The organism is Streptomyces sp. B21-105 (genome assembly GCF_036898465.1).
Taxonomy (GTDB): domain Bacteria; phylum Actinomycetota; class Actinomycetes; order Streptomycetales; family Streptomycetaceae; genus Streptomyces.
This window is the reverse complement of the sequence record NZ_JARUMJ010000001.1, coordinates 134,589-160,063: the sequence shown is the minus strand read 5'-3', so window position 1 is coordinate 160,063 and position 25,475 is coordinate 134,589. Positions and strand designations below refer to the sequence as shown.

The window sequence follows — 25,475 nt, the reverse complement described above, 5'->3', positions numbered from 1 at the left end:
GAGGCGTTCGACGCGGATGGCTCCCCGACGGGTGTGCGTGGTTCGGTGACGGTGGCGTTGGACTTGTTCGATGCGGAGTGGGCCGGGCGGATTGCGGGGGCTTTCGCGCGGGTGGTGGAGTCTTTGGTCGGGGCGCCGGAGTCCCGGTTGAGTGGCGTTCGGATCCTCGATGAGGTTGAGCGTCGTCGGGTGGTGGGTGAGTGGAATGACACGGCGGTTGTTGTGCCTGCTGTTGCGGTGCATGAGGTGTTCGGGGCGCAGGTGGCGCGGACGCCGGATGCTGTGGCGGTGGTCGCGGACGGTGTGTCGGTGTCGTATGCGGAGCTGGACGCTCGGGCGAACCGGATCGCGCATTATCTGCTTGGCCAGGGTGTGGGTGCGGAGTCTGTTGTCGGTCTGTCTTTGCCGCGTGGTGTGGAGATGGTTGCGGGGATTTTGGGTGTGTGGAAGGCGGGTGCGGGTTATCTGCCGATCGATCCGGCTCAGCCGACGGAGCGGATCTCTTACATGCTCCGTGACAGCCGTGTGGTGCTGACGCTGACGACGGAGGAGGTTCTTGAGGAGCTTCCGGCTGGTCGGGGGCGTCTGGTGGCGGTTGACGGTGCGTTGATGGAGTTGCAGCTTGCTGCGGCTGCGGCGACCGTGCCTGACGTGGTCGTTCCGGCAGGAGCGTTGGCGTATGTGATTTATACGTCGGGTTCGACGGGTCAGCCGAAGGGTGTTGCGGTCACCCATGGTGGTCTGGCGAATTATGTGGTGTCGGTTCCGGGGCGGGTGGGGTTCGGTGAGCCGGGTGGTCGTTATGCGTTGTTGCAGGCGCAGGCGACGGATCTGGGTAACACGGTTGTCTTCGCGGCTCTTGCCACGGGCGGTGAGCTGCACATCCTGGACGAGGGTGCGGTGACGGATCCGGCTGTCGTGGCCGCGTATCTGAGGGAGCACCGGATCGACTATCTCAAGGCGGTGCCTTCGCATCTGGCGGCGTTGTCTGCCGGTGGTGGTCTGGGAGGTGTCTTGCCGGCGAAGTCGTTGGTGCTGGGTGGTGAGGCTGCTTCGGTGTCGTGGGTGCGGGAGCTGGTGGCGGCCGCGGGTGAGTGTGGGGTGTTCAACCACTACGGTCCGACCGAGGCCACGATCGGTGTCGCGACCGTCCGGCTGAGTGCGGACCTGGTTGCCGATGGTGTCGTGCCGGTGGGTACGCCGATCGCCAACACTCGTTTCTGGGTGCTGGATGACCGGTTGCAGCCGGTGCCGGTGGGTGTTGCGGGTGAGTTGTATGTCGCGGGTGCTGGTGTTGCGCGTGGTTATGTCGGGCGTGCGGGACTGACGTCGGAGCGGTTCGTCGCCGACCCGTTCTCCGCTACCGGTGGGCGGATGTATCGCACCGGTGACGGGGCGAAGTGGACGGTGGACGGTCAGGTCGTCTTCCTGGGCCGCACGGACGACCAGGTGAAGATCCGGGGTTTCCGGATCGAGCCGGGTGAGGTGCAGGCCGTACTGACCGCACACCCGCAGGTCGTCCAGGCTGCTGTGATCGCTCGTGAGGACACGCCGGGGGACACCCGCCTGGTGGCCTACGTCGTACCCGACGACGAGGACGCGGCGGACAGTGAACTCTCCGCACACGTACGTCAGTTCGCGGCCGGTCGCCTGCCGGAGCACATGGTGCCGTCAGCGGTGGTGGTCCTCGACGCGCTGCCGCTGACCGCGAACGGCAAGCTCGACCGGTCTGCTCTCCCCGCCCCCGACTTCGCGGGCATGGCGGGCGCCGGCCGAGGCCCGGCCAACGTGCGGGAGGAGATCCTGTGCGCCGCCTTCGCCGAGGTCCTCGGATTGGACGGCGTCGGCGTCGACGACGACTTCTTCGAGCTGGGCGGCCACTCGCTGCTTGTGGTGCGGCTGGTGGAGGTGCTGCGCACCCAAGGCGTGTCCGTGTCGGTCCGGGCCCTGTTCGAGACGCCGACGGTGGAGGGACTGGCGGCGTCGGCGGGTGCCGAGCAGGTCGTGGTGCCGGAGAACCTGATCCCGGTGGACGCGGTCGAGATCACCCCGGAGATGCTGCCGCTCATCGACCTTTCGGAGGCCGAGGTCGAGCGGATCGTCGCCACCGTCGAGGGTGGTGCGGCGAACGTGGCGGACGTGTATCCGCTGGCGCCGCTCCAGGAGGGCCTGCTGTTCCACCACGTGCTCGCGGGCGGCGGCGAGGACGCGTACGTCATGCCGACGGTGGTGGAGTTCGACTCACGCGACCGTCTCGACGCCTTTCTCTCCGCTCTCCAGCGGGTGGTGGACCGGCACGACATCTACCGCACGTCGATCGTGTGGGAGGGACTGCGGGAGCCGGTGCAGGTGGTGTGGCGCCGCGCCACGCTGCCGATACGGGAAGTGGTGCTGGACGCGCGCAGCGCGGACCCGGTGGCGGAACTGGTCGCGGCCGGCGGCCTGGCCATGGACCTGGGCCTGGCTCCGCTGATGAGTGTGCATGTCGCGGCGATCCCGGACTCGGCACAGCCGACGGGTGGTGGCTGGCTGGCGCTGATACGGGCGCACCACATGGTGCGCGACCACACGGCGCTGGAGGTGCTGCTCGCGGAGGTGAACGCGTTCCTCGCCGGGCGGGGCGACGAGCTGCCCGCTCCGTTGCCGTTCCGGAACTTCGTGGCACAGGCACGTGGTGCGGTCGCGCGGTCCGAACACGAGCGGTACTTCGCGGAGCTGCTGGGTGATGTGACCGAGCCGACCGCGCCGTTCGGGCTCGCGGACGTGCGCGGTGCGGGCGTCGACCTGGTGCGCGAAGTCCAGCCCCTCCAGGACAAGTTGGACGAACGGCTGAGGGATGTCGCCAGGCGGCTGGGCGCGAGCCCGGCGACGGTGCTGCATGTGGCGTGGGCACGCGTTCTCGCCGCTGTGAGCGGCCGTGACGACGTGGTCTTCGGAACCGTGCTGTTCGGCCGGATGAATGCCGGGGCGGGGTCGGACCGGGTGCCGGGCCCCTACATCAACACGCTGCCGGTACGGGTGCGTACGGACGAGCTGGGCGTACTGGCGGCCGTGTCGGCGATGCGTGCTCAGCTGGCGGAACTCCTGGAGCACGAGCACGCGCCGCTTGCCCTCGCGCAGCGAGCCAGCGGGGTGCCGGGTGACACGCCACTGTTCACGGCCCTGTTCAACTACCGCTACAGCACCGGACCGGGCCCCGAGGCACGAGGAGAGGCCGACGAGCGCGGGCGCGACGGTCTGCGCGGCATCCGCCCGGTTTTTTCCCGGGAGCGCACCAACTATCCGCTGATGATCTCGGTCAACGACCACGGGGATCGGATGGCGCTGTCGGTGGACGCGGTGGCCCCCGTGGACGCACGGGCGCTCGGTGCGCTGGTGTGCATCGCCGCCGAGGGTGTGGTGTCCGCGTTGGAGGAGGCGCTGTCCGGCGGTGCGGACGTGCCGCTGAGCCGGGTGGACGTGCTTGATGAGGATGCGCGTCGTCGGGTGTTGGTGGAGTGGAACGACACCGGGGCTGTGGTTGCGTCTTCGACGGTGGTGGGGTTGTTCGAGGCGCAGGTGGTGAGGTCGCCGGGTGCGGTGGCGGTGGTGGCGGATGGTGTGTCGGTGTCGTTTGCGGAGTTGGATGTGCGGGCGAACCGGTTGGCGCGGTTGCTGATCGGGCGGGGTGTGGGTGCGGAGTCGGTGGTGGGTGTGTGTATGGGGCGTGGTGTCGAGACGGTGGCGGCGTTGCTGGGTGTGATGAAGGCCGGTGGTGCGTATCTGCCGGTTGATCCGGGGTATCCGGCCGAGCGGATCAGTTACATGCTCGGGGATGCCGGTGCTGTCGTGGTGCTGACTTCGGCGGCGGTGGAGGGTGTGCTGCCGGGCGGTGTGGCGCGGGTTGTGGTGGACGCGCCGTCGGTGGTCGAGGAGCTGGCCCGCCTGGATGGCGGTGGCCTCGCCGGCGTGGGGCCGCGGCCGGAGAATCCGGCGTATGTGATCTTCACGTCCGGGTCGACGGGGCGTCCGAAGGGTGTGGTGGTCGAGCATCGTTCGGTGGTGAACTTGTTGTCGTGGGCGGTCGGTGAGTTCGGCGGTGCCGATTTCTCGCGGGTGTTGGTGTCGACGTCGTTCAACTTCGATGTGTCGGTGTTCGAGTTGTTCGGTCCGTTGGTGTCGGGCGGCAGTGTGGTGATCGTGGACGATGTGCTGGCGCTGGCTGATGGTGGGGCCGGGGTGGGGGCGGTGAGTCTGGTCAGTGGTGTGCCGTCGGCGTTTGCGCAGGTGGTGGCTGGTGGTGGGCTTTCTGTGCGGCCGCGGGCGGTGGTGTTGGCGGGTGAGGCGCTGACCGCGGATGTGGTCGGGAGTATTCGTGGGGCGTTGCCGGAAGCCCGGGTGGCGAACATCTATGGTCCGACCGAGGCGACGGTGTATGCGACGGCGTGGTCCACGGACGTGGATGTCGAGGGGCTGGTGCCGATCGGGCGGCCGATCTCGAATGCCCGGGTGTATGTGCTGGACGGTGCGATGTCGCCGGTGCCGGTGGGTGTGGCCGGGGAACTCTATATCGCGGGGTCGGGTCTGGCGCGTGGGTATGTGGGGCGTGCGGGGTTGACGGCGGAGCGGTTCGTGGCCGATCCGTTCGGTGGGGGTGAGCGGCTGTATCGGACCGGTGACCTGGTGCGGTGGAACGGTGATGGTCAGGTCGAGTATTTGGGCCGGGTCGATGAGCAGGTGAAGGTACGCGGTTTCCGGATCGAGCTGGGCGAGGTCCAGGCGGCTGTGGTCGCGCATCCGCAGGTTGCTCAGGCTGTGGTGACCGTCCGCGAGGACATCCCGGGCGACAAGCGCCTGGTCGCCTACGTCGTGTCCGCCGAAGGTGTCGACGGTCAACTGACGGTAGGGGTGAGCGAGTTCGTCGCGCGGCGGTTGCCGTCGTACATGGTGCCGTCGGCGGTGGTGGTGCTGGACGCGCTGCCGCTGAACGCGAACGGAAAGCTCGATCGGAGTGCCTTGCCCGCCCCGGAACACCGCTCGGGTGCCGGACGAGGCCCCGCGAGTGTGCGGGAGGAGATCCTGTGCGCCGCCTTCGCCGAGGTCCTCGGCCTGGAGAGCGTCGGTGTGGACGACGATTTCTTCGCTCTCGGCGGGCATTCGCTTCTTGCGGTCCGGCTGGTGAGCCGGATTCGTGTGGTGCTGGGTGTCGAGGTGCCGCTGCGGGTCTTGTTCGAGGCGCCGACTGTCGCGGGTCTTGCCGGGTGTTTGGCCGGGGCTGACGAAGCACGGCTGGAGTTGGCGTCGCGGGAGCGTCCGGAGCGGGTGCCGTTGTCGTTCGCCCAGCAGCGGCTGTGGTTCATCGGGCAGTTGGAGGGGCCGAGCGCCACCTACAACGTTCCGGTCGCCCTGCGTCTGTCGGGTGAGGTGGACCAGGCGGCGCTCGGCATGGCGTTGCGGGATGTGATCGGCCGGCACGAGGTGCTGCGCACTGTCTTCCCGGTCACGGACGGCGAGCCGTACCAGCTCGTCCTGCCGCTCGACGGGCTGGAGTGGGAGCTGTCGGTGGCCGAGGTGGCGTCGGCGGAGCTGGACAGCGCGGTCGCCGAGGCGGCCGGATACGCCTTCGACCTCGCCTGTGAGGTGCCGATCCGGGCGTGGCTGTTCTCGGCCGGACCGGATGAGCACGTGTTCGTGGTGACGATGCACCACATCGCCGGTGACGGCTGGTCCAGGGGCCCCCTGGCGCGGGATCTCTCCACGGCTTACGCGGCGCGGTGTGAGAACCGGATCCCCGAGTGGGTGCCGCTGCCGGTGCAGTACGCGGATTATGCGCTGTGGCAGCGGGAGCTGCTGGGCGAGGAGGGCGACGCCGGGAGTGTGATCTCGCGTCAGGTGGCCTATTGGCGTGAGAGGTTGTCCGGGTCTCCGGAGGAGCTGGAGCTGCCGTTCGACCGTACGCGGCCGTCGGTGGCGTCGCATCGGGGTCATCGGGTGCCGTTGGAGGTTTCGGCGGAGGTTCACGCGCGGCTGCAGGAGGTGGCGCGTGCCGAGGGTGTGACGACGTTCATGGTGTTGCAGGCGGCGTTGGCGATGCTGCTGTCCCGTCTGGGTGCGGGGACGGACATTCCGATCGGTTCGGCGAACGCGGGGCGTACGGACGAGGCCTTGGACGACCTGGTCGGCTTCTTCATCAACACGTTGGTGATCCGTACGGATCTGTCGGGTGATCCGACGTTCCAGGAGCTGTTGGGGCGGGTGCGGGAGACGAGTCTGTCGGCGCTCGCGCATCAGGAGGTGCCGTTCGAGAAGCTGGTGGAGGAGCTGGCTCCGAGCCGTTCGATGGCCCGTCACCCGCTGTTCCAGGTGCAGCTCGACCTCCAGAACAACGCCCAGGCCGTCCTCGACCTGCCAGGGGTCCGTACTGGTGGGGCGCCGGTCGGCGCAGCGGTGGCGAAGTTCGACGTCGAGGTATCCGTCGGAGAGGTCCTCGACGCACAGGGCGCGCCGGCAGGGCTGCGCGGTGCGGTGACCGCGGCGGCCGACCTGTTCGACGTGACGACGGTCGAAGGCTATGCGAAGCGGTGGGTGCGGGTCCTGGGACTCCTCGTCGCCGACCCGCAGCTGAGGCTGAGCGAGATCCAGGTCCTCGACGAGACCGAACACCGCCAGGTGGTGGTGGAGTGGAACGACACGGCGCGGGAGCTGCCGACGGGGCTGGTGCCGGGGCTGTTCGAAGCCCAGGCGGCGCGGACGCCGGACGCGGTGGCGGTCGTCGCCGAGGGCGTCGAGATGTCGTACGCGGAGCTCGACGAGCGGGCGAACCGGATCGCCCGGTTCCTGGTGAGCCAGGGTGTCGGCCCGGAGTCGGTCGTGGGGCTGTGCCTTCCGCGTGGCGTGGACATGGTGGCGGCGATCCTGGGTGTGTGGAAGGCCGGGGCCGGCTATCTGCCTGTGGATCCGGACTACCCGGCGGAGCGCATCGCGTTCATGCTCCGTGACAGCCGGTCCGTGCTGGCGTTGACGACGGAGGACATCCTCGATGAACTCCCCGCCGGCCGTGGACGCCTGGTGGCGCTGGACGACCCGCTGACCGCGACGCAGTTGGCGGCCGCCCCGGCGACGTCTCCCGGCGTGGCGGTGGAGCGGGACGGTCTGGCATACGTCATCTACACCTCGGGCTCGACGGGACGCCCGAAGGGTGTGGCGGTCACCCACGGCGGCCTGGCCAACTATGTGACGTGGGCGGCGGACACGTACGGGAAGGGGCCCGGTGGTGCGCCCCTGCACTCGTCGCTCGCGTTCGACCTGACGGTGACGAGTGTGCTGGTGCCGTTGGTGTCGGGAACCGCGGTGGTGGTGAGCCCGGCCGGTGGCGCCGAGGGCCTGGCCGAACTGGTCCGTGTCCACGGCGATTTCGCCATGGCCAAGGTCGTCCCGGCCCATCTTTCCTTGTTGTCGGAACTGTTGGCGGGCGACCGGATGGCGTCGGCGGCGCGGACCTGGGTGGTCGGCGGTGAGGCTCTGCCGGGTGCCGCGGTGCGGCAGTGGTTGGAGCGGTCGCCGGACTCGGTCGTCGTGAACGAGTACGGGCCCACCGAGACAGTCGTCGGATGTTGCGTGTTCGAAGTCGCCGCGGGTGATCCTGTGGACGATGTGGTGCCGATCGGGCGTCCGATCGCCCACACGCGTCTGTATGTGCTGGATGCGCACCTGCGGCCGGTGGCCCCCGGAGTGGTGGGTGAGCTGTACATCGCCGGGGTGCAGGTGGCGCGCGGCTATGTGGGCCGCCCCGGTCTGACGGCGAAGCGGTTCGTGGCCTGCCCGTTCGAGTCCGGTGCGCGGATGTATCGCACGGGAGATCTCGCGAGGTGGTCCACAGGCGGCCAGCTGATGTTCGCGGGCCGCTCGGACGAGCAGGTCAAGATCCGTGGGTTCCGGATCGAACCGGGCGAGGTGCAGGCCGTGATGGCCGCGCATCCACAGGTCGCCCAGAGCGCTGTCGTCGCCCGTGAGGACGCACCGGGCGATACGAGGCTCGTCGCCTACGTGGTACCCACCGAGCCCGTCGGCCCGGACGCGGAACTCGGAAAAGCCGTACGCGAGTTCATGGCAGGACGACTGCCCGAGCACATGGTCCCCTCGGCGGTGGTGGTGCTGGACGCACTGCCTTTGACGGTGAACGGCAAACTGCACCGCGAGGCCCTGCCCGCCCCGGACTACTCCGGCGCCGCCGGATCGCGCCGCGAGCCGTCCACTCACGAGGAGAAGGTCCTGTGTGAGGTGTTCGCGCAGACCCTCGGCCTGCCCGAGGTCGGCGTGGACGACGACTTCTTCGAACTCGGCGGGCATTCACTGCTCGCTGTCCGGCTGATCAACCAGATCCGTGCCGTGCTGAACGTCGAGCTGCCCTTGAGGGTACTGCTGGGGGCGTCGACGGTGGCCGGGCTCGCACAGCGGCTTGGCAGTCAGAAGTCAGCTAGGCCGGCGTTGCGGCCGATGCGTATCCAGGAGGAGTCCTGATGATCCCGTTGTCTTTCGCGCAGCGCCGGTTGTGGTTCATCGGGCAGCTGGAGGGTCCGAGTGCCACGTACAACATTCCGGTCGTGCTGCGGTTGTCGGGCACCGTGGACCGGGCGGCGCTCGGTCAGGCGTTGCGGGATGTGATCGGGCGGCACGAGGTGCTGCGTACGGTCTTCCCGGCCGATGACGGTGAGCCCCAGCAGCGCATTCTCAAGCTCGACGAGCTGGAGTGGGAGCTGTCGGTGGCCGAGGTGGCCCCGGCGGAGCTGTCCGCCGCCGTTGCCGAAGCCACGCAGTACGCGTTCGACCTGGCATCCGAGCTACCGATCCGGGCGTGGCTGTTCGACGCCGGATCGCACGAACAGGTGCTCGTGCTCGTGCTCCATCACATCGCCAGCGACGGCTGGTCGAGAGGCCCGCTCGCACGCGACCTCTCGACGGCATACGAGGCACGGCGAGCGGCGCAGGCCCCGGAGTGGGAGCCCCTGCCGGTTCAGTACGCCGACTACACGCTGTGGCAGCGGGAAATGCTGGGCGACGAGAACGACCCCGAGAGTGTGATCTCCCGGCAGATCGCCTACTGGCGCGAGACGCTGGCCGGCGCACCGGAGGAGCTCGCTCTGCCCTTCGACCGGCCGCGCCCGGCCGTGGCCTCCCACCGCGGGCACCGGGTACCGCTGGAGATCCCAGCGGACGTGCACGCGCGGCTGGCGGAGCTGGCACGCGCCGAGGGCGCGACCATGTTCATGGTGCTCCAGGCCGCACTGGCCGTGCTCCTGTCCCGCCTGGGCGCGGGCACCGACATCCCGATCGGCACCACGGTGGCCGGGCGCACGGACGTCGCGCTGGACGACCTGGTCGGCTTCTTCGTCAACACCCTGGTCATCCGCACGGACCTGTCGGACGACCCGACCTTCCGTGCGGCACTGGGCCGGGCGCGCACCGAGGGATGGGCCGCGCTCGAGCATCAGGACGTTCCCTTCGAGAAGCTCGTGGAAGAGCTGGCCCCGGCCCGGTCGATGGCCCGGCACCCGCTGTTCCAGGTGCAACTGAACCTGCAGAACAACACCCAGGCCGTACTGGACCTGAAGGGTGTCAGCACAGGCGGCATCGCGGCGGCGGCGACGGCGGCCAAGTTCGACGTGGAAGTGTCGGCAGGCGAGACGTTCGACGCCGACGGGGCCCCGGCGGGACTGCGCGGCGTCGTGATCGCGGCCACGGACCTCTTCGACGCGGCAACGGTCGAGCGGCTCGCGCAGTGGTGGGTCCGGGTGCTGGAGGTGGTGGCGTCCGATCCGGAGACGCGGTTGAGCGCGGTGGACGTGCTTGATGAGGATGCGCGTCGTCGGGTGTTGGTGGAGTGGAACGACACCGGGACTGTGGTTGCGTCTTCGACGTTGGCGGGGTTGTTCGAGGCGCAGGTGGTGAGGTCGCCGGGTGCGGTGGCGGTGGTGTTCGAGGGTGTTGAGGTGTCGTATGCGGAGTTGGATGTGCGGGCGAACCGGTTGGCGCGGTTGCTGATCGGGCGGGGTGTGGGTCCGGAGTCGGTGGTCGGTGTGTGTCTTGAGCGTGGTGTCGAGATGGTGGTGGCGCTGCTTGCGGTGGTGAAGGCGGGTGGTGCGTATCTGCCGATCGATGCGGGGTATCCGGCGGAGCGGGTCGCGTTGATGGTCGAGGACGCGGTGCCGGTGGTGACGTTGGTGTCGGCGGGCACGGCTGGTGTGGTGGCGGGACCTGTAGTGGTGCTGGACTCGGCGGATGTGGCCGGGGAGCTCGGGGGTCTGGGCGGGGAGGCGCCGGATGTGCCGGTGGCCCCGGAGAACCCGGCGTATGTGATCTTCACGTCCGGGTCGACGGGGCGTCCGAAGGGCGTGGTGGTTCCGCACGCGGGCATCGTGAACCGATTGGGGTGGATGCAGGAGCGGTTCGGTCTGACAGCCGGGGACCGGGTGCTGCAGAAGACGCCGTTCGGTTTCGACGTTTCGGTGTGGGAGTTCTTCTGGCCGCTGCTGGAGGGTGCGGCCTTGGTGGTGGCGCGGCCGGGTGGGCACCAGGACCCGGAGTACCTTGCGTCGCTGGTGCGGGAGCAGGGGGTGACGACGGCGCACTTCGTGCCGTCGATGCTGGACGCGTTCCTGGCGGGTACCACGGCCGGCGGGTGCGTGAGTCTGCGCCGGGTGATCTGCTCGGGTGAGGCACTGCCGCTGTCCGCTCAGGCCCGGTTCTTCGAGGTGTTCGGTACGGGTGTGGAGCTGCACAACCTGTACGGTCCGACGGAGGCGTCGGTGGACGTCACCGCTTGGCGATGCAGGGCGGAACAGCAGGCCGGATCGGTGCCGATCGGTGCGCCGGTGGCCAATACCCGGGTGTACGTGCTGGACGAGCGTCTTCGGCCGGTGCCGGTGGGTGTCACGGGTGAGCTGTATCTGGCGGGTGTGCAGCTCGCGCGCGGATATGCGGGTCGTGCCGGGCTGACGGCGGAGCGGTTCGTGGCCGATCCCTTCTCCTCGCGTGGGGAGCGGCTGTACCGGACCGGTGACCTGGTGCGGTGGAGTGGGGACGGTCAGGTGGAGTACCTGGGCCGGGCCGACGACCAGGTGAAGATACGGGGCTTCCGGATCGAGCCGGGTGAGGTCCAGGCGGTGGTCGCCGGGCACCCCCAGGTCGCCCAGGCGGCGGTGATCGCGCGGGAGGACACCGCGGGCGACATCCGGCTCGTGGCTTATGTCGTGACCGCAGGGGCCGTTGAGGAGGCCGTTGAGGAGGCCGTTGAGGAACTGTCTGTATCGGTACGGGGGTTCGCGGCCGAGCGGTTGCCGCAGTACATGGTGCCCTCGGCCGTGGTGGTGCTCGACGCGCTGCCTGTGTCGGTGAACGGGAAGCTGGACCGAGGGGCCCTGCCGGCTCCGGACTACGCGCGTACGGCGGGTGCGGGCCGTGGCCCGGCCACCGCACGGGAAAAGATCCTGTGCGCCGCGTTCGCGCAGGTCCTCGGCCTGGAGAAGGTAGGTGTCGACGACAACTTCTTTACGCTGGGCGGGCATTCGCTGATGGCGATCCAGCTGGTCCAGGTCCTGCGCGCCCGGGGTGTTTCGGTCTCGGTGCGTGCGCTGTTCCTGGCTCCGACTCCCGCCGGGCTCGCGCTGTCGGTGGGCACCGAACGGGTCGCGGTGCCGGAGAACCTCATCCCCGCGGGTGCGACCGTGATCAACCCTCAGATGCTGCCGCTGGTGGATCTGTCGGCCGAGGAGGTCGAGCGGGTCGTCGCGGGCGTCGACGGCGGCGCGGCCAACGTGGCCGACGTCTACCCGCTCGCCCCCCTCCAGGAAGGCATGCTCTTCCACCACCTGCTCGCGGAGGGTGGTGAGGACGCGTACGTGATGCCGACGGTCGTGGAGTTCGACTCGCGTACGCGACTGGACGCGTTCGCGGACGCGCTGCAGCGGGTGATGGACCGGCACGACATCTACCGGACCTCGATCGTGTGGGAAGGGCTGCGGGAGCCGGTCCAGGTGGTGTGGCGCCGGGCCGAGCTGTCGGTGGACGAAGTGACTCTGGACCCGCGGAGCACCGACCCGGTGACCGACTTGCAGGCAGCGGTCGGGCTGTCGATGGATCTGGGCAGGGCCCCACTGATCGACCTCCATGTGACGGGCCTGCCGGACGGCCGGTGGCTGGCGTTGGCACGGGCGCATCACATGGTGCAGGACCACACGGCCCTGGAAGTGCTGCTCGCCGAGGTACGGGCGTTCCTGACCGGGCACGACGAGACGCTGCCCGAGCCGCTGCCGTTCCGCGACTTCGTGGCTCAGGCGCGGTCCGGGGTGGAACGTGCGGAGCACGAGCGGCACTTCGCCGAGCTTCTGGGGGATGTCGAGGAGCCGACGGCACCGTTCGGGCTCGTGGACGTGCGTGGTGACGGAGCCGACGCGGTGCGGGCCCGGGTTCCCCTCGACGAGCATCTGCACGAGCGGCTGCGGAATGCCTCCCGGCAGCTGGGTGTCAGTGCGGCGACGGTACTGCATGTCGCATGGGCGCGCGTTCTGGCCGTGGTCAGCGGCCGGACCGACGTGGTGTTCGGCACCGTCCTGTTCGGCCGGATGAACACCGGAACGGACGCGGACGGTGTGCCGGGTCCGTTCATCAACACGCTGCCCGTACGTGTCCGGACCGAAGAGACGGACGTACTCGCGGCGGTGGCGGCGATGCGCGACCAGCTTGCGGGCCTGCTGGAGCATGAGCACGCACCGCTGGCGCTGGCGCAGCGGGCCAGCGGGGTCCCCGGAGACACCCCCCTGTTCACGTCGTTCCTCAACTACCGCCACAACAGCGGTCGGCACGACGAGAACGAAGGCCGGGCCGGCGCGATGGAGGGCATCCGGCTGGTGTACTCGCGGGAGCGCACCAACTATCCGCTGATGGTCTCGGTCGACGACAACGGGGACTCGATCTCCCTGGCCGTGGACGCGGTGGCACCGGTCGATCCGCGCGCGGTGGCGGTGCTGGTGCGCACCGCGGTGGACGGCCTGGTGTCCGGGCTTGAGCAGGTGTTGGCCGGTGGTCCGGATGTGCCGTTGAGTTCGGTCCAGGTCCTGGGTGAGGCGGGGTTGCGGCAGGTGGTGTCGGAGTGGAACGACACCGGGGCTGTGGTTGCGTCTTCGACGGTGGTGGGGTTGTTCGAGGCGCAGGTGGTGAGGTCGCCGGGTGCGGTGGCGGTGGTGGCGGATGGTGTGTCGGTGTCGTTTGCGGAGTTGGATGTGCGGGCGAACCGGTTGGCGCGGTTGCTGATCGGGCGGGGTGTGGGTGCGGAGTCGGTGGTGGGTGTGTGTATGGGGCGTGGTGTCGAGACGGTGGCGGCGTTGCTGGGTGTGATGAAGGCCGGTGGTGCGTATCTGCCGGTTGATCCGGGGTATCCGGCCGAGCGGATCAGTTACATGCTCGGGGATGCCGGTGCTGTCGTGGTGCTGACTTCGGCGGCGGTGGAGGGTGTGGTGCCGGGCGGTGTGGCGCGGGTTGTGGTGGACGCGCCGTCGGTGGTCGAGGAGCTGGCCCGCCTGGATGGCGGTGGCCTCGCCGGCGTGGGGCCGCGGCCGGAGAATCCGGCGTATGTGATCTTCACGTCCGGGTCGACGGGGCGTCCGAAGGGTGTGGTGGTCGAGCATCGTTCGGTGGTGAACTTGTTGTCGTGGGCGGTCGGTGAGTTCGGCGGTGCCGATTTCTCGCGGGTGTTGGTGTCGACGTCGTTCAACTTCGATGTGTCGGTGTTCGAGTTGTTCGGTCCGTTGGTGTCGGGCGGCAGTGTGGTGATCGTGGACGATGTGCTGGCGCTGGCTGATGGTGGGGCCGGGGTGGGGGCGGTGAGTCTGGTCAGTGGTGTGCCGTCGGCGTTTGCGCAGGTGGTGGCTGGTGGTGGGCTTTCTGTGCGGCCGCGGGCGGTGGTGTTGGCGGGTGAGGCGCTGACCGCGGATGTGGTCGGGAGTATTCGTGGGGCGTTGCCGGAAGCCCGGGTGGCGAACATCTATGGTCCGACCGAGGCGACGGTGTATGCGACGGCGTGGTCCACGGACGTGGATGTCGAGGGGCTGGTGCCGATCGGGCGGCCGATCTCGAATGCCCGGGTGTATGTGCTGGACGGTGCGATGTCGCCGGTGCCGGTGGGTGTGGCCGGGGAACTCTATATCGCGGGGTCGGGTCTGGCGCGTGGGTATGTGGGGCGTGCGGGGTTGACGGCGGAGCGGTTCGTGGCCGATCCGTTCGGTGGGGGTGAGCGGCTGTATCGGACCGGTGACCTGGTGCGGTGGAACGGTGATGGTCAGGTCGAGTATTTGGGCCGGGTCGATGAGCAGGTGAAGGTACGCGGTTTCCGGATCGAGCTGGGCGAGGTCCAGGCGGCTGTGGTCGCGCATCCGCAGGTTGCTCAGGCTGTGGTGGCCGTCCGCGAGGACATCCCGGGCGACAAGCGCCTGGTCGCCTACGTCGTGTCCGCCGAAGGTGCCGACGGTCAACTGACGGTAGGGGTGAGCGAGTTCGTCGCGCGGCGGTTGCCGTCGTACATGGTTCCCTCCGCGATCGTGGCCCTTGACGCGCTGCCGCTCAACGCCAACGGGAAACTGGACCGCACGGCCCTGCCCGCCCCGACATTCGAGGCCGGGACGGGCCGGGGGCCGGCCAACGCACGGGAAGAGATTCTGTGTGCCGCGTTCGCCGAGGTGCTCGGCCTGGAGAACGTGGGCGTAGACGACGACTTCTTCCGGCTCGGCGGTCATTCACTGTTGGTGATTCGGCTGGTGGCACGCTTGCAGACGCGTGGTGTGTCCGTGTCGGTGCGGGCCCTGTTCGAGACGTCGACGCCGGCCGGACTGGCGCGGTCGGCGGGCGCGGAACAGGTCGCCGTACCCGAGAACCTGATTCCGGCGGACGCGAGCGTCATCACGCCGGAGATGCTGCCGCTGGTGGACCTTTCGACCGCCGAGGTCGAGCGGATCGTCGCCACGGTCGAAGGCGGCGCGGCGAACGTGGCGGATGTGTATCCGCTCGCGCCCCTGCAAGAAGGCATGCTCTACCACCACCTCCTGGCCGACGGCGGCGAGGACGCCTATGTGACCCCGACAGCCGTCGAATTCGACTCGCGGGAGCGGCTCGACGCCTTCGTCGACGCGTTCCAGCGGGTGGTGGACCGGCACGACATCTACCGGACCTCGATCGTGTGGGAAGGGCTGCGGGAGCCGGTGCAGGTGGTGTGGCGCCGCGCCACGCTGCCCGTACGGCAAGTGGTGCTGGATCCCCGGGACGAGGAACCGCTCGCCGAGCAGCTGCTCGAGGCCGCCGGCTTGTCGATGGGCCTGGACCGGGCCCCGCTGATCGATCTGCACGTGGCGGGTGCGCCGGACGGCCGGTGGCTGGCAGTCGTCCGGATCCACCACATGGTGCAGGACCACACCGCGCTGGAAGTACTGCTCGGGGAGGTGCAGGCCCTCCTGTCCGGGCGGGGCGACACGCTCGTGGACCCGCTGCCGTTCCGGGAGTTCGTGGCGCAGGCCCGTGCCGGCGTGGACAGCTCGGAGCATGAGCGGTACTTCGCCGAGCTGCTGGGTGACGTGACCGAGCCGACCGCGCCGTTCGGACTCGTGGACGTGCGAGGCGTCGGATCGGACACGGTACGTGCGCGAGTCCCCTTCACACGGGAGCTCCAGACGCGGCTGCGCGAGACCGCACGCCGGGCGGGGGTGAGCGCGGCGACGGTGCTGCATGTTGCGTGGGCGCGGGTGCTGGCCGCGGTCAGCGGCCGAGAAGACGTGGTGTTCGGCACGGTCCTGTTCGGACGGATGAACGCCGGGGCGGGTGCCGAGCGCGTGCCCGGCCCGTTCATGAACACGCTGCCGGTGCGGGTACGTACCGACGCGGTGGGTGTGTCGGCTGCGGTGTCGGGGATGCGTGGCCAGCTGGCGGGGCTGCTCGAGCACGAGCACGCGCCCCTCGTCGTGGCACAGCGAGCCAGCGGGGTGGCGGGCGATACGCCGCTGTTCACCGCGCTGTTCAACTATCGGCACAACATCGGCCAGGGCTTCGAAGCCTCCGAGCGCTCCGAGGACGGCGCGGACGAGAGGCGCGACGGGGGACTCGACGGGATCCGGAGGATATTCGTCCGGGAGCGCACCAACTATCCGCTGATGGTCTCGGTCGACGACAACGGGGACTCCGTCTCGCTGGACGTCCACACGGTGACTCCGGTCGATCCGCAGTCCGTGGGTGCGCTGGTGCGTACAGCAGCGGAAGGGCTGGTATCAGCGCTTGAGCAGGTGTTGGCCGGTGGTCCGGATGTGCCGTTGAGTTCGGTCCAGGTCCTGGGTGAGGCGGGGTTGCGGCAGGTGGTGTCGGAGTGGAACGACACCGGGGCTGTGGTTGCGTCTTCGACGGTGGTGGGGTTGTTCGAGGCGCAGGTGGTGAGGTCGCCGGGTGCGGTGGCGGTGGTGGCGGATGGTGTGTCGGTGTCGTTTGCGGAGTTGGATGTGCGGGCGAACCGGTTGGCGCGGTTGCTGATCGGGCGGGGTGTGGGTGCGGAGTCGGTGGTGGGTGTGTGTATGGGGCGTGGTGTCGAGACGGTGGCGGCGTTGCTGGGTGTGATGAAGGCCGGTGGTGCGTATCTGCCGGTTGATCCGGGGTATCCGGCCGAGCGGATCAGTTACATGCTCGGGGATGCCGGTGCTGTCGTGGTGCTGACTTCGGCGGCGGTGGAGGGTGTGGTGCCGGGCGGTGTGGCGCGGGTTGTGGTGGACGCGCCGTCGGTGGTCGAGGAGCTGGCCCGCCTGGATGGCGGTGGCCTCGCCGGCGTGGGGCCGCGGCCGGAGAATCCGGCGTATGTGATCTTCACGTCCGGGTCGACGGGGCGTCCGAAGGGTGTGGTGGTCGAGCATCGTTCGGTGGTGAACTTGTTGTCGTGGGCGGTCGGTGAGTTCGGCGGTGCCGATTTCTCGCGGGTGTTGGTGTCGACGTCGTTCAACTTCGATGTGTCGGTGTTCGAGTTGTTCGGTCCGTTGGTGTCGGGCGGCAGTGTGGTGATCGTGGACGATGTGCTGGCGCTGGCTGATGGTGGGGCCGGGGTGGGGGCGGTGAGTCTGGTCAGTGGTGTGCCGTCGGCGTTTGCGCAGGTGGTGGCTGGTGGTGGGCTTTCTGTGCGGCCGCGGGCGGTGGTGTTGGCGGGTGAGGCGCTGACCGCGGATGTGGTCGGGAGTATTCGTGGGGCGTTGCCGGAAGCCCGGGTGGCGAACATCTATGGTCCGACCGAGGCGACGGTGTATGCGACGGCGTGGTCCACGGACGTGGATGTCGAGGGGCTGGTGCCGATCGGGCGGCCGATCTCGAATGCCCGGGTGTATGTGCTGGACGGTGCGATGTCGCCGGTGCCGGTGGGTGTGGCCGGGGAACTCTATATCGCGGGGTCGGGTCTGGCGCGTGGGTATGTGGGGCGTGCGGGGTTGACGGCGGAGCGGTTCGTGGCCGATCCGTTCGGTGGGGGTGAGCGGCTGTATCGGACCGGTGACCTGGTGCGGTGGAACGGTGATGGTCAGGTCGAGTATTTGGGCCGGGTCGATGAGCAGGTGAAGGTACGCGGTTTCCGGATCGAGCTGGGCGAGGTCCAGGCGGCTGTGGTCGCGCATCCGCAGGTTGCTCAGGCTGTGGTGACCGTCCGCGAGGACATCCCGGGCGACAAGCGCCTGGTCGCCTACGTCGTACTGGCTGAGGGCGGCGAGGATGTCGAACCGTCCACAGCGGTACGACAGTTCGCCTCCGAACGGCTGCCGGGCTATATGGTCCCCGCCGTCGTGGTCCTCGACGCGCTGCCGCTCAACGCCAATGGAAAGCTCGACCGCAAGGCCCTTCCTGCCCCGGACCACGGCGACGCGGCCGGTGGTACGCGCCGTGGTCCGGTCACACCCCAGGAGGAACTGCTCTGCGGAGCGTTCGCGCAGGTCCTGGGCCTGCCGGACGTGGGCGTCGACGACGACTTCTTCGCGCTGGGCGGGCACTCGCTCCTCGCGGTACGGCTGATCAGCCGGGTACGTTCGGTGCTGGGCGTCGAGGTGCCGCTGCGGGAGCTCTTCGAGGCGCCGACCGTCGCCGGACTCGCCGCCCACCTGACCGGCGCCGAGACGGCACGCCCGGCGCTGACCGCGACCGAACGTCCGCAGCGCGTGCCGTTGTCGTTCGCCCAGCAGCGGCTGTGGTTCATCGGCCAGCTCGAGGGCCCCAGCGCCACTTACAACACCCCCATCACCCTGCGCCTGTCAGGTGACGTGGACCGTGACGCGCTCGGCATGGCGCTGCGGGACGTCATCGGCCGGCACGAGGTGCTGCGTACGAAGTTCGGCATCGCCGACGACGGCGAGCCCTACCAGCACGTGCTCGGCATCGACGAGCTGACCTGGGACCTGACTGTCGTCGAGGTCGCGGCCGCGGATCTCGCCGACGCCGTCGTCGAGGCCGCCAAGTACGCGTTCGACCTGGCGACCGAAGTGCCGATCCGAGCCTGTTTCTTCGACGCGGGTGAAGAGGAAAAGGTGCTGGTGGTCGCCGTCCACCACATCGCCAGCGACGGATGGTCGCGGGCGCCGTTGGCCAAGGACTTCGCCCAGGCGTACAAGGCGCGTTGCGAGGGCCGTGCCCCGGAGTGGGAGCCGCTGCCGGTGCAGTACGCGGACTACACCCTCTGGCAACGCGAACTGCTCGGCGACGAGCGGGACGCTGAGAGTCTGATGTCCCGGCAGATCGCCTACTGGCGTGAGACGATGGCCGGCGCGCCGCAGGAGCTCGCGCTGCCGTTCGACCGGTCGCGGCCGACCGTGGCCTCCCACCGCGGGCACGGTGCGCCACTCGTGATCCCGGCCGAGGTGCACGCGCGGCTGGTTGAGCTGGCGCGTGCCGAGGGCGTGACCACGTTCATGGTGTTGCAGGCGGCGCTGGCGGTGTTGCTGTCCCGGCTGGGCGCGGGAACCGACATCCCGATCGGCTCGGCACACGCCGGGCGTACGGACGAAGCCCTGGACGATCTCGTGGGCTGCTTCGTCAATACGCTGGTGCTGCGGGCGGACCTGACCGGAGACCCGGAATTCACCGAAGTGCTGGCCCGCGTACGGGAGCTGGGCCTTTCCGGATTCGCGCATCAGGATGTGCCGTTCGAGCGGCTGGTGGAGGAGCTGGCTCCGAGCCGGTCGCTGGCCCGGCATCCGCTGTTCCAGGTGGTCCTGACCAAGCAGAACACCATTGACGCGGTGCTCGATCTGCCGACCGCACGCGCCGGAGGTGTCTCGACAGGTGGGCGAGCGGCCAAGTTCGACTTGGACGTGATGGTCCAGGAGGCGTTCGACGCGGACGGCGCTCCCGCAGGACTGCGTGGTTCGGTGACGGTGGCGTTGGACTTGTTCGATGCGGAGTGGGCCGGGCGGATTGCGGGGGCTTTCGCGCGGGTGGTGGAGTCTTTGGTCGGGGCGCCGGAGTCCCGGTTGAGTGGCGTTCGGATCCTCGATGAGGTTGAGCGTCGTCGGGTGGTGGGTGAGTGGAATGACACGGCGGTTGTTGTGCCTGCTGTTGCGGTGCATGAGGTGTTCGGGGCGCAGGTGGCGCGGACGCCGGATGCTGTGGCGGTGGTCGCGGACGGTGTGTCGGTGTCGTATGCGGAGCTGGACGCTCGGGCGAACCGGATCGCGCATTATCTGCTTGGCCAGGGTGTGGGTGCGGAGTCTGTTGTCGGTCTGTCTTTGCCGCGTGGTGTGGAGATGGTTGCGGGGATTTTGGGTGTGTGGAAGGCGGGTGCGGGTTATCTGCCGATCGATCCGGCTCAGCCGACGGAGCGGATCTCGTACATGCTCCGTGACAGCCGTGTGGTGCTGACGCTGACGACGGAGGAGGTTCTCGAGGAGCTTCCGGCTGGTCGGGGGCGTCTGGTGGCGGTTGACGGTGCGTTGATGGAGTTGCAGCTTGCTGCGGCTGCGGCGACCGTGCCTGACGTGGTCGTTCCGGCAGGAGCGTTGGCGTATGTGATTTATACGTCGGGTTCGACGGGTCAGCCGAAGGGTGTTGCGGTCACCCATGGTGGTCTGGCGAATTATGTGGTGTCGGTTCCGGGGCGGGTGGGGTTCGGTGAGCCGGGTGGTCGTTATGCGTTGTTGCAGGCGCAGGCGACGGATCTGGGTAACACGGTTGTCTTCGCGGCTCTTGCCACGGGCGGTGAGCTGCACATCCTGGACGAGGGTGCGGTGACGGATCCGGCTGTCGTGGCCGCGTATCTGAGGGAGCACCGGATCGACTATCTCAAGGCGGTGCCTTCGCATCTGGCGGCGTTGTCTGCTGGTGGTGGTCTGGGAGGTGTCTTGCCGGCGAAGTCGTTGGTGCTGGGTGGTGAGGCTGCTTCGGTGTCGTGGGTGCGGGAGCTGGTGGCGGCCGCGGGTGAGTGTGGGGTGTTCAACCACTACGGTCCGACCGAGGCCACGATCGGTGTCGCGACCGTCCGGCTGACGCAGGACCGTGTTTCGGGCGAGGCGGTTCCCGTGGGTACGCCGATCGCCAACACTCGTTTCTGGGTGCTGGATGACCGGTTGCAGCCGGTGCCGGTGGGTGTTGCGGGTGAGTTGTATGTCGCGGGTGCTGGTGTTGCGCGTGGTTATGTCGGGCGTGCGGGACTGACGTCGGAGCGGTTCGTCGCCGACCCGTTCTCCGCTACCGGTGGGCGGATGTATCGCACCGGTGACCGGGCGAAGTGGACGGTGGACGGTCAGGTCGTCTTCCTGGGCCGCACGGACGACCAGGTGAAGATCCGGGGTTTCCGGATCGAGCCGGGTGAGGTGCAGGCCGTACTGACCGCACACCCGCAGGTCGTCCAGGCTGCTGTGATAGCTCGTGAGGACACGCCGGGAGACACCCGCCTGGTGGCCTACGTCGTACCCGACGACGAGGACGCGGCGGACAGTGAACTCTCCGCACACGTACGTCAGTTCGCGGCCGGTCGGCTGCCGGAGCACATGGTGCCGTCGGTGGTGGTGGTCCTCGACGCGCTGCCGCTGACCGCGAACGGCAAGCTCGACCGGTCTGCTCTCCCCGCCCCCGACTTCGCGGGCATGGCGGGCGCCGGCCGAGGCCCGGCCAACGTGCGGGAGGAGATCCTGTGCGCCGCCTTCGCCGAGGTCCTCGGATTGGACGGCGTCGGCGTCGACGACGACTTCTTCGAGCTGGGCGGCCACTCGCTCCTCGCGGTCCGGCTGATCAGCCGTATCCGTACCGTCCTCGGTGTCGAAGCCGAGATCCGGGAGCTCTTCGAGGCTCCCACGGTCGCCGGATTCGCCGCCCGCCTGGCCGAAGCCACCGCCGCGCGGGCTCCGCTGACGGCAGGGGCGCGCCCCGAGCAGCCCCCGCTGTCGTACGGACAGCGCCGTATGTGGATCATCGCCCAGCTCGAAGGTCCCAGCGCGACCTACAACATCCCGGTCGCCGCGCGGCTGACCGGCGGCGTGGACGGCGCGGCGATGGGCGAGGCCTTCCGGGACGTGATCGGCCGGCACGAGGTGCTGCGCACCGTGTTCCCGATGGCTGACGGCACCCCCTACCAGCACATCCTCGACCTCGACGAGCTGGACTGGGAGTTGACCGTGGCCGCCGTGGCCCCGGGCGAGCTGGCGGCCGCGATTGCCGAGGCCGAGGCGTACACCTTCGACCTGGCCTCCGAAGTGCCCATCCGAGCCTGGCTGTTCGAGACCGGGCCCGTGGAGCATGTGCTGGTGGTCGTGGTCCACCACATCGCCACCGACGGCTGGTCGTGGGCCCCGCTGGCCCGGGACGTCTCCACGGCCTATGCGGCCCGGCGCGAGGGCGGTGTCCCGGAGTGGGTGCCGCTGCCGGTCCAGTACGCGGACTACGCGCTGTGGCAGCGCGAGGTGCTGGGTGACAGCGAGGACCCGGACAGTCTGCTCGCCGCCCAGGTCGCCTACTGGCGCGAGACGCTGGCCGGCGTCCCGGAGGAACTGGAGCTGCCCTTCGACCGGATACGCCCGGAAGTGCCGAGCCACCGGGGGCACCGGGTGCCGTTGGAGATCCCGGCGGACGCGCACGCACGGCTCCAGGAGGTGGCGCGGACCGAGGGCGTCACGATGTTCATGGTGCTGCACGGCGCCTTGGGGGTGCTGCTGTCCCGGCTCGGTGCGGGCACCGACATCCCGATCGGCTCGGCGATCGCCGGGCGCACCGACGAGGCGCTCGACGACCTCGTGGGCTACTTCGTCAACACCTTCGCGCTACGGACCGACCTGTCGGGCGATCCGACCTTCCGTGACGTGCTGGCGCGGGTGCGGGAGGCCGGTCTGGGGGCGTTCGCCCACCCGGACGTGCCGTTCGAGCGCCTCGTCGAGGAGCTGTCCCCGAGCCGGTCGATGGCCCGCCATCCGCTGTTCCAGGTGATGCTGCTGCTGCAGAACACGGCGGGTGCGGTGCTCGATCTGCCTGGCCTCGGGGCCCGTCGCGGAGCTCTTCCCACAGGCACCCCAGGCACCGAAGTCCCCGCAGTCCCCGCAGGCGCTGAAGCTCCGGCACGCGCCGAAGACCGTGGCGAGAGCCCGCTCACCACGTCGGTCGTCAAGTTCGACCTGGACGTCAGCGTGGCCGAGATGTTCGACGCCGGGGGTGCGCCGGCCGGGATGCGCGGCGCCATGGTCGCGGCGGCGGACCTGTTCGACCCCGAGTCGGTCTCGCGGATCGCCGAGCGATTCGTGCGCGTCCTGGTGGCCCTTGCCGACGATCCCGGCGTACGTCTGAGCGCCGTCGACGTACTCGACGGGACCGAGCGGGAGCGCATGCTCAGCGAGTGGAACGACACCGACGCCGACGTACCTCGTGAGACAGTCGTCGGACTGTTCGAGGCGCAGGTCGCCCGAACCCCCGACGGGACCGCGCTGACCTTCGGGGATGTGGAGTTGACGTACGCGGAACTCGATGCCCGGGCCAATCGCCTCGCGCGGTACCTCACCGGCCGGGGCGTGGGACCGGAGTCGATCGTCGCGGTCGTCTTCGAGCGCACGGTCGACCTGGTGGTGGGGCTCCTCGGCGTGATCAAGGCGGGAGCCGCCTACCTGCCGATCGACCCCAACTACCCGGCCGACCGGATCGCGTACGTGATCGAGGACTCGGGCGCGGTGTGCGTGCTGACCGGCGAGAGCATGCGGACGAGGCTGCATGAGTTCGAGGTCGGGAGCGAGGGCCGCAACGCCGTGCCCGTGGTGCTCCTCGACGACCCCGCCGTCGTCGACGAGCTGGCGGGCTTCGCCGGTGGCCCGTTGGCCCACGGCGAGCGCACGGCCGCCCTCCTGCCCGAGCACCCGATGTGGGTGATCTACACCTCCGGGTCCACGGGACGCCCCAAGGGTGTGCTCGTCGAACACCGGGCGATCGTGAACTTCCTGGCGTCCATGCAGGACATGTTCACGCTGAGCGCCGAGGACCGGCTCCTCGCGGTCAGCACGCATGGCTGTGACATGGCGGGCTTCGAGTTCTATCTGCCGCTGCTGAACGGCGCCCGGCTGGTGCTCGCCGCGCAGGAGCAGGTGCTCGACCCGTGGGCGCTGCGGGCACTGATCCGTTCCACCGGTACGACGATGGTGCACGCCACACCGAGCCTGTGGCGCGGCCTGGTGGCCGATGCCGATGATCCCGTGGACTGGACGGGGGTGCGCGCGATGATCGGCGCGGAGGCGCTGCCCAGCGACCTGGCGCGCACTCTGCTGGCCAGGACGCCGTCCCTGACCAACCTGTACGGTCCGACCGAGACCACGGTCTGGTCGACCGCCGCGGAGCTCCGGGGTGACGCGGCCGATGCGTCGTCGATCGGCGGCCCGATCGGCAACACCCAGGTGTACGTCCTCGACGACGCTCTCGCCCCAGTGCCTCCGGGCGTGGCGGGCGAGCTGTACATCGCCGGCCAGGGCATGGCGCGCGGCTATCTGGGCCGGCCGGGACTGACGGCGGGACGCTTCGTGGGGTGCCCGTTCGGCGGCGGCGGTGAGCGGATGTACCGCACGGGCGACGTGGTGCGGTGGACCGTCGACGGTCAGTTGCAGTACGTCGGCCGCTCCGACGACCAGGTGAAGATCCGCGGGTTCCGGGTCGAACTGGGGGAGATCGAGGCGCTCTTGGCCTCGCATTCCTCGGTGGCGCAGGCGGTGGCGCTGATCCGTGAGGACGCTCCCGGCGACCAGCGGCTCGTCGCCTATCTGGTGCCCACCAGGGACGCCGCCGCCGAGGGGACCGACGGTCTCGCCCAGGCCGTACGGGCACTGGCCCAGGACCGGCTGCCGGGATACATGGTCCCGTCGGCGGTCGTGGTGATCGAGAAGCTGCCGCTGATGCCGAACAGCAAGCTGGACCGCAAGGCCCTGCCGGTCCCAGACAGCACGACGGGGGAGGAGGCCACCCGCTGGGAGGTCACGGCGGTGGAGGCGAGCATGTGCGCGGCGTTCGCCGAGGTCCTCGGGGTGGAGTCGGTCGGGGTGGACGACGATTTCTTCGCCCTCGGCGGGCACTCCCTGCTGGCGGTCCGGCTGGTGGAGCGGCTGCGGGAGCGGGGCGTGTCGATCGCGGTCCGTGACCTGTTCGCGGCCCCGACGACCGCGGAACTCATGAAAAGGATGTCGTTGTCGTCCGTACGGGACGCGCTCGACGTGCTGCTTCCCATCCGGGCCGAGGGCAGCGAACCGCCCTTCTTCTGCGTACACCCCGCGGGCGGTCTGAGCTGGTGCTACATGCCCCTGACGCGGTACGTCGCCCCCGACATCCCGCTGTACGGTCTTCAGGCCCGGGGCCTGGACGGGACGACGGAACTCGCCCGGTCCATCGAGGAGATGGCGGCGGACTACGTCGAGCAGATCCGCTCGGTGCAGCCGAGCGGTCCCTACCATCTGCTGGGCTGGTCCTACGGCGGTCCGATCGCGCACGAGATGGCGATCCAGCTGCGGGCCGCCGGGGAAGAGGTCGGCGCCCTGGTGATCATGGACATGTACCCGTGGTCCCAGCGGCCGGACCAGGAGGACCAGACGGACCAGGATGACCAGACGGACCAGGAGCCCGCCGGCCCGGACGCCGAGCCAAAGGAGGATCTGGACGCCAAGGTCGAGAACCTGATCGAGGTGGTCCGCCAGGAGGCAGGCACCGCCATCGGCGCCATGACGGACGAGGAGTACCGGACCCTGGCCCGTGTGCTCCAGAACCACCGGTCGCTGCGCCCGGGGCACACGTTCGGACGATTCGACGGCGACGCCCTGCTGATCGTCGCGGAGGGGAGCACACCGGAAGGCGGGCGTACCGGCGAGCTCTGGGAGCCCCATGTGACCGGTGAGATCGCGGAAGCCCGTATCCCGTGCACCCACTACGAGTTGGGTGACCCCGCGAATCTGGGCGAGGTGTGGGCCGCCGTCTCGTCCTGGCTGGGACGAAAGGACTGA

The 25,475-nt window shown here is 69.4% G+C and carries 2 protein-coding genes (1 of these 2 only partly in view); both read left to right on the top strand.

What is annotated here, in order from left to right; genetic code table 11:
- A protein-coding gene (locus QA802_RS00675) for a non-ribosomal peptide synthetase (protein ID WP_334517310.1) crosses the window boundary here: on the top strand, positions 1 to 8,499 show its 3' portion. The gene continues 714 nt to the left of window position 1, outside the view; only the last 8,499 of its 9,213 coding nucleotides appear in the window; its start codon lies off the left edge, out of view; it ends in the stop codon at positions 8,497 to 8,499.
- Positions 8,499 to 25,475 (top strand): non-ribosomal peptide synthetase, encoded by a 16,977-nt coding sequence (locus tag QA802_RS00670; RefSeq protein WP_334517308.1) that lies wholly within the window; start codon positions 8,499 to 8,501, stop codon positions 25,473 to 25,475. Before QA802_RS00675 ends, QA802_RS00670 begins: the two co-directional genes overlap by 1 nt.

Excerpts from the sequence above, each read along its gene's own strand:
- QA802_RS00670 (WP_334517308.1), top strand. The coding sequence starts at position 8,499 with ATGATCCCGTTGTCTTTCGCGCAGCGCCGGTTGTGGTTCATCGGGCAG.